Raw genomic sequence first — 13,564 nt, 5'->3', positions numbered from 1 at the left:
TGGCCGCAATGGCCCGGTCTGCGGAAGAAAAGAGGCCGCTTGGGCGGCCTCTTAACAGAATGGCGTTAGCTTTTTTTAGGATGGCAATCGTTACACTTGGTCGGTCCAGCTTTGCCCTTGTTGGCTCTGTGGCAACCCAGGCAGCTGTTTTCGCTCTTCATATCGTGGAATGCACGATAGAAGGAGTGATCGCCTTTTTTGTTAGCGCCGTCGGTATGACAACCTTCAGAGGCACAACCTTTGATTTCGCTCGTGCCGTCCCATTTATGGTGGCAGGCTTTACAATCAAGCGCAGCATGTCCCTTGTGCGAGAAGTCAACAGGTGCTTTGGTGACTTTCATGCCTTCGAGCGGTTGAATGGTCATATCAGCAGGAGCTTCGGTCGCCTGCAGATTGGGCAGGTAAAACATGGTCACCAACGCCAAACAGCTCAACATTGTCAGAAGAGTCCGTTTCATTCCTCTACACCTCCCAAGAGTAGAAGTTAGGTTAAAGAAGCAAATAAGCCAATACGGCGACTATCCTAATACTGTCAAGGCGATACGACATATGGAAGGTTCGACACGAAAAAAATGACGTTTCTCTCATCATCGACGAGGTCCATTTTCGTCTCTACCCTAAAGCGTATTTGCCAGCATAGCCGCGTGGTGTCAGCATCATCGGTCCTGCCATTCGAGTCGCAGAATTGCCAATGATAAGGATGCTTAACATATCGACGGCATCCACGTCGACTGTGGAGAGGGTGTATTGCTTTGTCTCCTCTCCCGGTCGGAAAGCCTCGCGAACAAGGCCGACCGGCGTGGTGGGGAGCCTGTACCGGCGTACAATTTCGAGAGCATTGGGAAGGTGGTCTTGACGACGCTTGGAGCGTGGATTGTACAGCACGATAACGAAATCGGCCTGTGCTGCGCAATCGAGTCGTTTTGCGATGGTTTCCCATGGTGTGAGAAGATCGCTGAGACTGATTACGGCGAAATCATGCGTCAGTGGAGCGCCCAACAAGGCGGCGGCGGCCGTCGCGGCGCTGATGCCCGGAATCACCTGGCATGGAACGGTCTCAAGACGGTTTTGTTTTTCCAAAATTTCAATAACGAGTCCAGCCATACCGTAGACACCGGGATCTCCACTTGAGACAACCACGGTTTCTTTTCCTGAGACCGCTTCAGCAACGGCTCGTTCACATCGAGCCACTTCTCCGGTCATGCCCGTTTCGATGATCGTTTTTCCAACGAGCAATGCTTCGGGAATGAGGCGAATATATGTTGTATACCCGACGATCGAATCTGCACTGGCAATGGCGTCGGCCGCACGGGGCGGTAACAGACTTGCATCGCCCGGCCCGAGACCGACAACCGTTATACCGGCTGCTGTATTCGAGCGATGGCTGTCGTGGCTGTCTGTGTTTTGACTTTGGTCACAAGGAGCCGATTTGTCTGGGCTGCCAACATGGCTGCTGCCTCGCATACGTTCTTCACTCCCATATGGCGTTCCACGGTTCTCGACGGAGTGGGTGTTGTTACACTGCCGAGTTCTTCCGCGGAGAAAAACAGGGTTTTGGCTGATAATGCCGTGGCTGCGGCCAAGAGGCCGGGTTCTTCGCTTTTGGCATCAATGCTGGTCACGATGGCCACGCTTTTGGCGGCCAAGTTGGCTTTTGACAGAGCCAATGTAATACACTCCAGAATATCTTCGGCCGATGCCTCTTTGCGGCATCCCACTCCGGCAACGAGAACCGGTGGGTGGAGCACAAGACGTCCCGGTCGATTGCGATGCTCTCGAAAATCCACCACCACCTCTGGATCGGTTTCCGCAGGGCCAAGCGGGGCAGATGCCCACACAAAACATCCGGATTCTTTCGGCGTCAATGGTAATAATCCTTGCGGATCGAACAATGATACCGGTTCTCCAGCGGCTAAGGCTGCTGCAATTTCTCGAAACCCGATGTCGTGAGCGGCTCGCAAGCGAGCCTGTTTCGCGACAATATCGATAGCCGGAGCACCTATAACATCCGTTGCTGTCGTAATAACGGCGGTTCCTCCTGTGACGGCCGCGATATGTTCGGCCAACCCATTGGCTCCGCCCAAATGCCCGGACAGCAGGCTGATAGCAAATCGTCCGGCTTGGTCCATGACCACAACGGCCGGGTCTTTCGTTTTCCCTTGCAAAAGTGGTGCAATCGAACGCACAGCAATCCCACATGCGGTCAGGAAGATAAGCCCATCGTAGCGTTCAAAGCCTTCTGCCACCGCATCCACAATGCGTTCAAAGCCCGTTGCATTATGTTCGCGCGCCCATCGCATTGGGAGAAAAAGTGTACCGTCAAAAGCTCGACGTAATGCGTCGCCTAACCGCGCCCCGTCTGGGGTCAGAGCATATATGGCGATGTTCATAGGCAGTCTCCGGCGGTCAGGGGAAGGGGAGAGGGGATAGAATTCCCCTCTCTTTTCGCCCAAACCTTTATTACTGGCGTTTCGTAGAAATTGGCATGAAACGCAGAGAAGTCTATTCTTTATGTCGCACGCACAGATGAGAATGTAACGGTCGGTACTTGCATCTTTCCCATGGGGAAGAGCTGAGTGTCTTAATCTTGCATTCCGCTATGGTGTTGCAACCTGTTCAAGTTCTTTGATCCGCCGAAGTTATCTTCTTTTTATTGTAATAACTTTAGAACCCTTCCTCTAACGGAGGATTCACGAGGCACGGCGTTGTCATTGCAGCTTGAGGTATTTCGGACTGCTCAATGCGGGTTTTTCGACCTTCGATTTTGAGACGGTCTGTGGCGATCCATTGCAGCGCTTGAGGATAAATGCGGTGCTCCAGGGCAAGAATGCGTTTCCCGAGGCTATCACCATCGTCGTCGGGATACGCGGGGACGGCCGCCTGAATAATGATGGGGCCATGATCCATTTTTTCGTCAACGAGATGAACCGTTGCACCGGAAAGGGTGACGCCATAGTCGGCGGCGTCCTGTTGCCCATGAATTCCTTTGAAGCTCGGAAGAATTGCCGGATGAATATTGACGATGTGGTTGCGTCGGGACGAAACAAACGTTGGGCCAAGAATACGCATGAACCCGGCTAACGCGATGACATCAGCCTGCGCCTGGTCGACTTCACGCAGCAGCGCTTCATCATACGCGTTTCGGTCGGGGTAGTCGCCATGAGGGAGAATAACCGTTGGAAGTCCATGCTTTCGGGCGCGTTCGAGTCCGTAGGCGTCGGGCTTGTTGGAGAGTACAAGGCGGATATCCACGTGAAGGGCACCTTGTTCCATTTTGTCGATAATACTTTGCAAGTTGGATCCGGAGCCGGAAACGAAAACAGCGATAGGCAGCATAGGCGACGCTCGCTTTGATTGATGGTGAAATGGCGGTAGCTTGTCCGGCAAGGCTTGGAGGACTTGCCGGACAAGTGTCGATCAAGATGCGTCGTTCACCAGAGCCTGAACCAAGGCGGGAATGGTGAATTCTTCGGGCGAAAGATCGGAATCGAAGCCATGACGAGACAGGGTTTGGGCTGTCACTGGGCCAATGGTTGCCAATTTTACCGTACCTTTTGCAGCCTTGAGGACATCGGTTGGAATTTTTTCAAAGAAATTATCCACAGTGGACGAAGATGTGAACGTCACATAATGGATTTCACCATTCTTCAGCGCGGCGAGCACTTCGTCCGTGTCCTGATTGGCCAGGGTTGTCTCATAGACAGACAGCACTTCAACATCAGCACCAGCACGGCGTAATTCATTGGGGAGAATTTCGCGTGCTTTAAGTGCACGCGGGATAAGTACCCGTTTCCCGGCCACATGCAGTGCTAACAGGCCTTCAACGACCGATTCGGCAACATATTTTTCCGGAATGAAATCCGGACGGATACCGCGAGCACGAAGCTCATTCGCCGTTGCCGGACCAATAGCGGCAATCATTTTCCCCGCGAGAGATCGAGCGTCTTTTTCCATGATTTCCATCTCATCGAAAAAGTATTTCACGCCATTGACCGAGGTGAAAATGATCCAATCATAGCAGTCGAGTCGATCAATTGCGTCGCGCACCGGACCATAATCCGAGAGCGGAGCAATTTCGATTGTCGGAAATTCGTATACGCAGGCTCCAAGCTCGGTCAGTGTCGCAACAAGGCCACTGGCCTGTTGCCGGGCGCGAGTGACAACAATCCCTTTGCCGAGAAGCGGTTTTTCTTCAAACCAAGCCAGACGGTCGCGTAATGAAACGACATGTCCGACCACGAGCAACGCGGGTGGCTTCATCCCGGCCGCTGCGGCTGCATCCGCAATACTGCCGATATCGGCAACAAGGGTCTGTTGACGGCAGGTGGTTCCCCAGCGAACGAGTGCCGCTGGTGTGGTGGGGTCCATCCCCGCCGTGATGAGATTTTGTGAAATATCGGGAAGATTTTTGACGCCCATGAAGAAGACAAGGGTGGATGTTCCCTTCGCCAGGCTCTCCCAGTTATGGACACTGTCAGGTTTCGTCGGGTCTTCATGACCGGTGATGAAACTGACAGACGAGGCATACTGTCTGTGGGTCAGAGGAATGCCGGCATAAGCCGGTGCTGCCACAGCCGACGTGACACCCGGAACGGTTTCAAAGGCTGCACCCGCATCAAGAAGCTCTTCGGCTTCTTCGGCACCGCGGCCGAAAACGTACGGATCTCCGCCTTTGAGCCGAGCGACGACTTTGCCGGCTTTAACTTTCTCCACGAGAAGTTGATTGATTTGATCTTGTGGTAGGGTGTGATCGCCACCTTTTTTGCCAACATAAATAATTTCGGCATCGGGCCTGGCGTAACGCAGAAAAGCCTTGTTCGCCAAGTAGTCATAGACCACCACGTCGGCTTTTTCGAGGATTTCCTTGGCTTTGATGGTCAACAGACCAGGATCGCCGGGGCCGGCTCCCAACAAATACACTTTGGACATGCTTTTCCTTCCTTTGGCGCGCTCACGCGAAATGTCGGCACTCACTACCATTCCCGTTCAAAAGAATCAAAGCGGCTTTGGCTCCATTTCCGAGTGTATAGGACAATTCTATTGATGGAATCATGAAAATGTGGAGATGATCTATCCATAATTAATTGATTCATGGAGCCGACTCACGGTGTGGGGCCTTTGTGTGAAGAATGCATGTGGTGATACATCGTATAAAAGATGGTGAGGTGCCTGGAATAGTTTTTATATTTCAATGAGATATCATTTTTTTCAAAAGAAATAGCGAAGAGATTGTGTCTTGGCACAGGCGTTGCTTAATAGAAATGCAAGAGGATGACACATCACTGCAACACTAATTTTTATAATATGAATGAGGAGTACCCCATGAACGCAATCCTGAATTTCATCCGTGATGACGAAGGCGCTTCCGCTGTTGAATACGGCCTGCTTGCCGCTCTTATTGCCGCAGTTATCGTTGGATCAGTCGCCGCTCTTGGTCCTAAGCTGAAGAAGGCTTTTGACGACGTCACCGCTGCGTTGCCGTAAACTAATAAATCGGCATAATGCATAGATAATGCATTACATGGGGTTAACAAATATATCATCATGCAATTTGCATTGCAGATAAGGAGTATATCATGAACGCAATCCTGAATTTTCTCCGTGACGACGAAGGCGCTTCCGCTGTTGAATATGGCCTGCTCGCCGCTCTTATTGCCGCTGTTATCGTCGGTTCTGTCGCCGCACTTGGACCGAAGTTGAAGAAGGCCTTTGACGACGTCACCGCCGCGCTGCCGTAAGTCAAACGATTGTTCTGTATAACGCATGCACACCGGACGACACAACATTCGACCCGGTATACGTATAAGACGATTATCATAAGGAGTATATCATGAACGCAATCCTGAATTTTCTCCGTGACGACGAAGGCGCTTCCGCTGTTGAATATGGCCTGCTCGCCGCTCTTATTGCCGCCGTTATCGTCGGTTCTGTTGCCGCACTTGGACCGAAGTTGAAGAAGGCCTTTGACGACGTGACCGCCGCGCTGCCGTAAGTCAAACGATTGTTCTGTATAACGCATGCACACCGGACGACACAACATTCGACCCGGTATACGCATAAGACGATGATCATAAGGAGTATATCATGAACGCAATCCTGAATTTTCTCCGTGACGACGAAGGCGCTTCCGCTGTTGAATATGGCCTGCTCGCCGCTCTTATTGCCGCTGTTATCGTCGGCTCGGTTGCCGCTCTTGGACCGAAGCTGAAGAAGGCTTTTGACGACGTCACCGCAGCCTTGCCGTAGGCTCCTCAACCACTCATACCTTGTCAGGGGGCGAACTTTCGAGTTCGCCCCCTTTTTTGGGTTTGTCTGCATTGACGTTTTATGGTCTCAGTATGCTAAGCAATCAATAAAGCGGGGAACATCTATGCGAAATCAACATGGGATACGTGTCGTCTGGAGTGGCGTTGCGATCGTTTGGGGGATGCTGCTGTTGGCGACTTCTGTTCGGGCGGCGGACGTCGAAACCTTTACCCATCGTTTGACCCAATCTTCTTCCGCCGTCGTACTATGGACGGCTCCTCCTACAGTACGGATTTTTAAAGAGCATACCGTACCCACAGCGAGCGCCGAGAGTATTCATCTTTTTGCTGCACGAAATGAAACGGAGCCTTTTCAGATCGCCGTGAAGCCGTCGAGTTCAGGCGCGGTGACGGTGAATGTATCGGACTTCGGTTCAGGCGTGATTACGGAATTGTTTCAGGTCAAATATGTCGATATCGAGCAGGTTTCCGATAGTCTTGGGCAGACAGGACCATATCCTGATCCGTTGTGGCCATTGGAGAATGGGGCGACAGTCCAATTGGCTGGCGGTGTGAATACTGCGTTTTGGGTGAGCGTTGCTGTTGATACAACTGCCTCAGCTGGGGACCATATCGGTTCGGTGACCATAAATGGGGTTGCGGTTCCGGTTGTACTGCATGTGTTTGACTTTTCTTTGCCTGAACGTCCTTCAATCTTGTCACAGATGAACACATCATTTCAGACGATATTATCGGCTTACAGTGTGCCGGGAACGTCGACGGAATATTGGAATTATGTGGACATGGTGAAGGAATTTTTCATGGCACATCGTCTTACCCCGAAAGGGCCGCTGTGGCCCGGCGGGCTGACGAGCCAGGGGGCGCCGTTTATCGGATATGATTGCGCCGGAACATTCACGGATACAGACGGTATCTGGGGATTTGAGCAGCCGGCGGAAAAGTATTTGGGCGGGAATGGGTTCAACAATGGGGTGGGCTTCCCGTCGTTTATGGCGGCTACATTCAAGAATAACGATTCATCACAAGATCAGCGGCCATCTTCATTTTGTGGACATACACTTTCGGCATCGGATTGGTTGGGGAATACGGACTCGGCATATAACACGGCCTGGTTTGCCTACATGGAGGCGTTGGAACGTTACCTGGAGAATTTGGGCTATCTGAACATGGCGTATTATTATTTTGCCAATGAGCCACAAGACCAGGCTGATTACGATGCTATCGCATGGTATGCACAAGAGATGAAAAAAGTGGCTCCGGACTTACGTCTCATGGTTTCGGAAGAACCACGACCCGAAATTTATAACCACCCTGTATATACCGATGCCGCGATCGATATCTGGTTGCCAGTGCTCAATAATTACGATCCAACAGTCTCGCATGCCCGCAAAAAACAATATAATGAGGATACGTGGATTTACTTTCTTCATGGAACACGTCCTCCGTATTTCAATCCAATAACGTTGGATCATCCAGGTCTTGAAGCGCGATTTACAGGGTGGTTTCTGTGGAAATATCGAATTTCTGGGCTTGCTTATTATTCATGTAACAACTGGAACAAAAATCCATGGACCAACCCCATGACGGATGGGCACAACGGCGATACCTTTTTGTTGTATCCGCCCTCTGAGGAGAATGTTGCAATTTCCTATGGCGAGAACAATCATCGTCTTGTTCCGTCCATTCGCATCGAATTGTTACGCGACGGGCTGGAAGATTATGAGTATTTGAAAATATTGTCCGGTGGCGACCCACAAGTTGATGTTACCAATACGGCAGATAGCCAGGCCGATAAAATTATTTCTGGATTGACCTCATATACTCGTGACGATGATTTCCTCGCAAATGTTCGAAAGCTCATCGGCATGAAGATTGGCGGTGAAATTGACACTATTCCAGATATTCAGCCTGCAGGGTCGGATGAAAAAGCGACGGCATTGTATATTAATTTTCAAGACCCGAATGGTGAGCCTCTCGATGATCCGCTGGTGGTGAATGGACACACATATAAGAAAGTTGGTTGGGACGCCTATGATGAGAATTTAGGATACGGATGGTATGGGAATGACATGGAATACACCATGTACCGCTATCTGAACGATGCGCCCAACCCTTTGCAGGCCAGTGTCATCTACCATGATTGGGGACGATTGACGACGTTTGTTCATGATGTACCGAATGGGGAATACAAGGTGACCGTATCGTGTGGTTGGCAAGGCCGGACATATAGTCACAATAAAATTGTCATTGAAGGTATTCCTTTTCTCGACGACGAACCGACGGCTCCCTATGTTGTCCGTACGAAAACCGTTACGGTTTCCGATGGAACGTTGACGATGGAGATGGGGGTTTTTGATGAATATACTATGCTTAATTATCTTGAGGCCGTTCCGGTTGAGAGGGGCATAAATCCCGCTCTCTTTCTTTTGTTGCACGATGATTCTTAACCACTTAACTATTTGAATAGCTTGATAGGACAACGGGTTCATGCCATGAAGAAACAGTGGTCGCACAATAATGATCTTGCGGTGCTTCAGGGATAACGCCGCGTTTCTCGGGACAATCACCGATAGGCGGCAAGACTTCGATTCTGTCCGGACGGGTCAGGAGGCGATGAGATGACGGTGCAACGCGCCCACGTTACTATGACTGCCATTCCTTCTTCGGTGGGCGTAATAACGGATTTTACTCGGCGGTTTTTCGAGTTGTCACCGTATGTCGTCGAGAATGCGGAGTTGAGTTATGCTTTGCAACTGATGGTTTCTGAAGCGGTGACGAATGTTGTTCGGCATGCATACGACGATGAGCCGGGAGAAGTTGGTGTGGAACTCCTGTTCGATGATGAACGTGCTGTTCTTCTCATCACAGATCAAGGGAAGCCATTCGATCCCACTCGCGTTGCTTCTCCCGATCTCGACAATCCTTTAGGGCATGGGCTTGGGGTGTTTCTCATCCGGGAACATGCCGACGCGCTGTCATATTCATATGTCGATCAAACCAATATGTTTCGCATCGAAAAGCGTTTATCCTGAATGAAGAAGACATGCATTCACGCTGAAAAAAGCGGGGTTTCGGAAGAGAAACCCCGCTTGGAATATGGCAAGCAGTGTACTGTTTTGAGCGTGAGGTCCTATGATTTGGTCTCTGAGACGATGACGTCGGTATCATCTACGTCGTCATCGTCAATCGAATCGTGATGTGTGGTCCGGTCCTGCACAGACGACGAAGCTCCGAAGAAGTTCGCCCCCGATTCTCGCGACATCTTTTTAACCATGTAATATACTGCAAAAATCATAACGAGTAGCAAGACAACGTTTTCCACGATCACATACTCCCTTGGTTTTTGATTTCCAAATCAACATAACCGTTACATGGAGCAGTGGCCCTTGTCCATGACAGAGATGTCTCCCTCTTGGGAGGATTCTCTGTAGTTTGTTCGAGAGCCCTATACGATAATTTAATGCCGAACGAATTCCCAGGCGTCGTCAATATCTTTAATGTCAAAGTATTTTTCAATGAGATCGTTTTGAGGATCTCCGAAAATTGCGTTATCCAAGGATATCAGTGTCTCGACAACCGAACTGTTTGCAACAATCGCCACATGTCGAAGTTTGTCGCGATGCGATAACGCATACCGGCCGTCTGCAATAAACGCAGATAATTCGCCTTCCAGAAATTTCATTTTATCGATTTTGCACAGCACATTGACGCGATCATGGCCTTGAGCAAGGATATCTTCAAAGGCCTTTTTGACCGCGTTGAAGTCTTCCTTCATATACCCACCAGTGATTTCTACCCCAAGAATGTTGTTTTCTGTGCCGTCGAGAATAGTGAACATAGTTCGCTCCTCTTTTGATGGTTCTACTCAAAGAAGCCCTGGACGCCAAATTTCTCTTGAGAGAAATTATGTATGACTGGTTTCAACGTCTTGGGATTGTACGTCGTCTACCGGTCTTTGTTGTGTCACGACGGCGAGAGGGAATTCAACGATGAATGTGCTTCCTTTGTCGGGTTCTGACTCAACGGAGATGGTCCCGCTGTAATGCGTAACAATATTTTTGCAAATGGATAACCCAAGGCCGGCCCCGACAGGCTTGCTGACCAGTTTGGGGTTTCCGACTTGATAGAAACGTTCGAAAATTCGGCTTGCGTCTTCCGGAGCAATGCCAATTCCAGTGTCGGAAACGCTTATATGCAGCATGTCGCCGTCTTCTTTGACGGTAAGGCTGACTTCACCCTGTTCCGTAAATTTCAGTGCATTGGACAAAAGATTGATGAGAATTTGCATTACTCTGTCGGGATCCATAACAAGCGGAATTTCTTTGTCCGGGAGATTGAGCTTCAAGCGGACCATCGGCTTTGCGTGGAATGCAGCAGAGAGGGCATTGCTCGCTTCTTTAGACAATTGAATGATATCAATATTCGTATCTTTCCATTGGTAGCGCCCGGATTCGATGCGTGACAAATCGAGTAAGTCATCAATAAGCCGTGCCAAGCGTTTTCCTTCGGAATCGATGATGCCCAAGTTGAGTTCGATGCGTTTGGCACTTTTTGATAAACGCGCGTCCGATTGGGCGAGGGGGGAGAATTTTTTAGCGAATTCACGGCCAATGATCTTCGCAAAGCCAAGTACGGACGTCAGGGGCGTGCGGAGGTCATGGGAAACAATGCTCAGGAACTGTGATTTCATTTCATCGAGTTCCAGCAAACGTGCATTGGCCTCTCTGAGTTCCTTCGTCCGGCTTTCAACAATTTTTTCCAATTCTTCCTTAGATTGTTCAAGAATTTTACGTGCAAGCTCCACTTCGGTAATGTCTTCGATAACGGCAACCACCGAAGCCCCGTGTTCAGCGCCGAGGCAGGCCGCATTAAATGAAAGAACCTGTCGGATATCATACGGCATTTTACGCCAGGCGGTCCACCCCATAATGGATTGTTTTGACGTCAATGCCTGCATCATGGGCAGTGATTGATGAGGAATAGGCGTTCCGGACTCGTCTTCCAATGTCTGCATCCAGTCTTGATCCAAGCTATTCGGGGAAAGACTAAGGATGTTTCTTGTTCGGGTGTTCATGTAGGTCAGGTGACCTTGGCTGTCGAATGTGGCGATTCCGAGAGGGCTTGTTTCAATGAGAGATCGAAACTGTGATTCCGATGTTTTCAAGTCGACCATGGCACGACGCAATGCGCCGAGAGAGAGTATGGTCACCCCCAAAATGAACAACGTAATCATGGTATTGAACGTCGCGAGACGTGTGGCCGGGGAGAGAATTTCACTCGTATCGGCCTCGACAATGAGCAACCATCCACTTTCTGTATTGATGGTGGACACGGCCATACGTTCTGTGCTGAGCCCTTCATATCGAATAACCCGATTAGTATCGGCTGCAGCGAGCACAGCATCAAATGAGGTGCCGGGGTCGAACTGACCAGGCTTTCCCCATGAAGGCACAGCGCGTACTCCCGTCTGCAAATCAATGAAGTAGGCTCCTCCAGTGTCGCCAAAATGGATGTCATCGATGATTTTTTCGGCAAAACCGAGTGTGTCCAACGTAATCAGCAAAACGCCGATGACCATTCCGTCATTGGAAACGATAGGCCCGGAGACAATGATGACAGGTCGGCCCGAATAGCGACTTTCTGCGAGGGATGCGATGGTTGTTTCTCCGGCCATGGAGCGTTTGAAATAGTCTCTGTCCGCGAGATGGAGCGTTCCAACCATTTCGGGGACGGAGGAAGCTTGGACCTCTCCGTCAGCACTAACAAGGAGAATACGTTCAATATTTCTTCCCTTGGCGCGTTCAGCCAGTCGCTGCTCGGCGGCCTTGCGAGCCGAACGCCCTAAGTAGGAATTCTCCAAAGCAATTTTAAAAACATCTTCATGAGACCATTGTTGGAGGTTCAGCCTGAGCGCTAAGAATTGTGTATTAATCTCGCGATTAAGAAACTGGAGGACCTGCATCGCTTGTCCGACAGCCAAATTTTTCGCAGTATTTCGTGTATGAATATAGGAAACGATCGTGATAAGCAGCATCCCTAGCAGGATGATGGAAAGCATGGTCGTCACGCTTCGTTTGGGGTTCGGAGCAAAAACAGCGGCGATGCGTCGAAATATCATTGTATGACGACTCCGGCTGCTTCGATGAGGCGATACGGAATACTGATTTTGAGTTGATGGGCCGTTACAAGGTTGAGCATGACTACACCACGTTCATTGCGACGTGGAGGGAGTGCACCGGCTGGAGTCCCGGCCATGACCTCCTGGACCATTTGTCCGGCCAAAAAGCCCTGCTCGTGACCGGATTCAAGAATTCCACATAATAACCCATGGTTCATGGCGATATCAGAGAATCCTAATGTCGGAAGCGTGTTGGCGCCATTGGTCCACTCCATGATGGTATCGGGGGCGACGACTTCTCCGTTTTTATCGACGAGGCTGTTGTAGAGTCCAAGCGCCAACGCATCGGCATGGTGTTGGTAGTACTGAATACGTTCTTTCCATTGTGCAAATGTCTTGATTTTTTCCACTCCGACGAGTGTTAATCCATGTGGTGGAGTCTCGGAGAGTTCGTCATGCAACGCGTTGACCACAAACGCACCTGCATCTGAATCTTCAATGAGAAACGCCACCCGTTTGGCGTCGGGAACAAGGCGTTTGAGGAGTTGGAACCCTTCTTGATAATGCCATCGTTCACAAACGCCGCTGACATTCGCTGACGGGAATCCATATTGTGAGAGCGGGGCATTGATACCACAGAAAATGACTTGTGGAGCGTTGTGGCCGGTAAGCTTAGGCTTGACGACCAATGCTGCTGCAACGTCGTCTACGCTGATGACGATATCGGGATGGAACGCCGTGAGTCGTGCATACGCGGTGTGTGCTGCCTGCTGGAGGCTTTGTGCGTTAGGAGTTCGCTTGGCATCGAGGTAATAAAAATCGTATTCAATCGTCCTATCGGATAACGCTTCCATGATGCCCTGATTGACGGTCTTACACCAAATATACTCAGGGTTATAGCTTTGTAGAATAAAAATTCGCCATGTTTTCGCTTGAGCGTGCGATGCAAGGAGCAGCAGGAAAAACGCACATATGAAACAGTGCAGGAGATTTTTGTTGTGCTTCGGAGACATCATATGCATGGAGAAGAGTATCCTACTGTTCGCATTGTTCTTCTTGTATGACGAACACTGAATTCTTCTGAAGAAGGAAATCCTCTATACCTTGAGAATGTAGCATAGAATCGGCAATTGTCCATAGAAGAATAATGTCGCAAGAGCCGTAAGCTCCTGGCATAATG

Annotated in this window: 15 protein-coding genes; 6 read left to right on the top strand and 9 right to left on the bottom strand. The window is 50.0% G+C overall.

Annotated elements, in window-relative coordinates; translation table 11 throughout:
• Nucleotides 1-65 precede the first annotated feature (65 nt).
• From G451_RS0125210 to cobA, 5 genes are all read right to left on the bottom strand, one after another.
• Complete coding sequence (locus tag G451_RS0125210) at nt 66-458, bottom strand: cytochrome c3 family protein (protein WP_027186396.1); 393 nt, start codon at nt 456-458, stop codon at nt 66-68.
• 154 nt (nt 459-612) lie between these two features.
• The gene (gene cobJ, locus G451_RS0125205; RefSeq protein WP_084448781.1) at nt 613-1,464 is read right to left on the bottom strand and encodes a precorrin-3B C(17)-methyltransferase; all 852 of its coding nucleotides are present in this window, start codon (nt 1,462-1,464) and stop codon (nt 613-615) included.
• Nucleotides 1,356-2,390, bottom strand: coding sequence for a cobalt-precorrin 5A hydrolase (locus G451_RS0125200; protein ID WP_084448780.1), 1,035 nt, complete (start codon nt 2,388-2,390; stop codon nt 1,356-1,358). Before G451_RS0125200 ends, cobJ begins: the two co-directional genes overlap by 109 nt.
• A gap of 274 nt (nt 2,391-2,664) precedes the next feature.
• Nucleotides 2,665-3,336: a phosphoribosylglycinamide formyltransferase gene (purN, locus tag G451_RS0125195; protein WP_027186393.1), complete on the bottom strand. Its 672-nt coding sequence runs from the start codon at nt 3,334-3,336 to the stop codon at nt 2,665-2,667.
• An 81-nt stretch (nt 3,337-3,417) separates the two neighbouring features.
• Nucleotides 3,418-4,929, bottom strand: a complete 1,512-nt coding sequence (cobA, locus tag G451_RS0125190; protein WP_027186392.1) for a uroporphyrinogen-III C-methyltransferase — start codon at nt 4,927-4,929, stop codon at nt 3,418-3,420.
• 393 nt (nt 4,930-5,322) lie between these two features.
• On the opposite strand from cobA, the gene G451_RS33940 reads away from it, so the two are divergent.
• From G451_RS33940 to G451_RS33400, 6 genes are all read left to right on the top strand, one after another.
• Complete coding sequence (locus tag G451_RS33940) at nt 5,323-5,484, top strand: Flp family type IVb pilin (RefSeq protein WP_084448779.1); 162 nt, start codon at nt 5,323-5,325, stop codon at nt 5,482-5,484.
• Between the two features lie 92 nt (nt 5,485-5,576).
• Nucleotides 5,577-5,738 (top strand): Flp family type IVb pilin, encoded by a 162-nt coding sequence (locus G451_RS33935; RefSeq protein WP_084448778.1) that lies wholly within the window; start codon nt 5,577-5,579, stop codon nt 5,736-5,738.
• A 92-nt stretch (nt 5,739-5,830) separates the two neighbouring features.
• A complete protein-coding gene (locus tag G451_RS33930; RefSeq protein ID WP_084448778.1) occupies nt 5,831-5,992 on the top strand; it encodes a Flp family type IVb pilin in 162 nt (53 codons plus the stop codon).
• 92 nt (nt 5,993-6,084) lie between these two features.
• Nucleotides 6,085-6,246 (top strand): Flp family type IVb pilin, encoded by a 162-nt coding sequence (locus tag G451_RS33925; protein ID WP_084448778.1) that lies wholly within the window; start codon nt 6,085-6,087, stop codon nt 6,244-6,246.
• A 124-nt stretch (nt 6,247-6,370) separates the two neighbouring features.
• Complete coding sequence (locus G451_RS0125165) at nt 6,371-8,713, top strand: DUF4091 domain-containing protein (RefSeq protein ID WP_027186391.1); 2,343 nt, start codon at nt 6,371-6,373, stop codon at nt 8,711-8,713.
• A 171-nt stretch (nt 8,714-8,884) separates the two neighbouring features.
• Nucleotides 8,885-9,298 carry an ATP-binding protein gene (locus tag G451_RS33400; protein ID WP_051261905.1) on the top strand — a complete coding sequence of 138 codons (414 nt, stop codon included), beginning with the start codon at nt 8,885-8,887 and terminating at the stop codon, nt 9,296-9,298.
• 98 nt (nt 9,299-9,396) lie between these two features.
• Here G451_RS33400 and G451_RS0125155 read toward each other — a convergent pair whose 3' ends face one another.
• From G451_RS0125155 to G451_RS0125140, 4 genes are all read right to left on the bottom strand, one after another.
• The gene (locus tag G451_RS0125155; protein ID WP_027186390.1) at nt 9,397-9,588 is read right to left on the bottom strand and encodes a hypothetical protein; all 192 of its coding nucleotides are present in this window, start codon (nt 9,586-9,588) and stop codon (nt 9,397-9,399) included.
• Between the two features lie 135 nt (nt 9,589-9,723).
• Complete coding sequence (locus G451_RS0125150; RefSeq protein ID WP_027186389.1) at nt 9,724-10,104, bottom strand: SpoIIAA family protein; 381 nt, start codon at nt 10,102-10,104, stop codon at nt 9,724-9,726.
• Nucleotides 10,105-10,170: 66 nt separating this feature from the next.
• Nucleotides 10,171-12,384, bottom strand: a complete 2,214-nt coding sequence (locus G451_RS33395; RefSeq protein ID WP_051261904.1) for an ATP-binding protein — start codon at nt 12,382-12,384, stop codon at nt 10,171-10,173.
• Entirely contained in the window at nt 12,381-13,406 is a 1,026-nt protein-coding gene (locus tag G451_RS0125140) for an ABC transporter substrate-binding protein (RefSeq protein WP_051261903.1), read from the bottom strand. Before G451_RS0125140 ends, G451_RS33395 begins: the two co-directional genes overlap by 4 nt.
• Nucleotides 13,407-13,564: the final 158 nt, after the last annotated feature.

It is taken from the genome of Desulfovibrio inopinatus DSM 10711 (assembly GCF_000429305.1).
Classification (GTDB): Bacteria; Desulfobacterota; Desulfovibrionia; order Desulfovibrionales; family Desulfovibrionaceae; genus Alteridesulfovibrio; species Alteridesulfovibrio inopinatus.
The sequence above is the reverse complement of the archived record's forward strand: the minus strand, read 5'-3'. Positions and strand labels throughout refer to the sequence as shown.

What these genes read in the sequence shown, in the direction of transcription:
- G451_RS0125200 (WP_084448780.1), bottom strand. Translation starts at nt 2,390, where the DNA reads ATGAACATCGCCATATATGCTCTGACCCCAGACGGGGCGCGGTTAGGC.
- cobA (WP_027186392.1), bottom strand. Translation starts at nt 4,929, where the DNA reads ATGTCCAAAGTGTATTTGTTGGGAGCCGGCCCCGGCGATCCTGGTCTG.
- G451_RS0125150 (WP_027186389.1), bottom strand. Translation starts at nt 10,104, where the DNA reads ATGTTCACTATTCTCGACGGCACAGAAAACAACATTCTTGGGGTAGAA.
- G451_RS0125140 (WP_051261903.1), bottom strand. Translation starts at nt 13,406, where the DNA reads ATGCATATGATGTCTCCGAAGCACAACAAAAATCTCCTGCACTGTTTC.
- cobJ (WP_084448781.1), bottom strand. Translation starts at nt 1,464, where the DNA reads ATGCGAGGCAGCAGCCATGTTGGCAGCCCAGACAAATCGGCTCCTTGT.
- G451_RS0125165 (WP_027186391.1), top strand. Translation starts at nt 6,371, where the DNA reads ATGCGAAATCAACATGGGATACGTGTCGTCTGGAGTGGCGTTGCGATC.
- G451_RS33400 (WP_051261905.1), top strand. Translation starts at nt 8,885, where the DNA reads ATGACGGTGCAACGCGCCCACGTTACTATGACTGCCATTCCTTCTTCG.
- G451_RS33935 (WP_084448778.1), top strand. Translation starts at nt 5,577, where the DNA reads ATGAACGCAATCCTGAATTTTCTCCGTGACGACGAAGGCGCTTCCGCT.
- G451_RS33940 (WP_084448779.1), top strand. Translation starts at nt 5,323, where the DNA reads ATGAACGCAATCCTGAATTTCATCCGTGATGACGAAGGCGCTTCCGCT.
- G451_RS33930 (WP_084448778.1), top strand. Translation starts at nt 5,831, where the DNA reads ATGAACGCAATCCTGAATTTTCTCCGTGACGACGAAGGCGCTTCCGCT.
- G451_RS33925 (WP_084448778.1), top strand. Translation starts at nt 6,085, where the DNA reads ATGAACGCAATCCTGAATTTTCTCCGTGACGACGAAGGCGCTTCCGCT.
- purN (WP_027186393.1), bottom strand. Translation starts at nt 3,336, where the DNA reads ATGCTGCCTATCGCTGTTTTCGTTTCCGGCTCCGGATCCAACTTGCAA.
- G451_RS0125210 (WP_027186396.1), bottom strand. Translation starts at nt 458, where the DNA reads ATGAAACGGACTCTTCTGACAATGTTGAGCTGTTTGGCGTTGGTGACC.
- G451_RS33395 (WP_051261904.1), bottom strand. Translation starts at nt 12,384, where the DNA reads ATGATATTTCGACGCATCGCCGCTGTTTTTGCTCCGAACCCCAAACGA.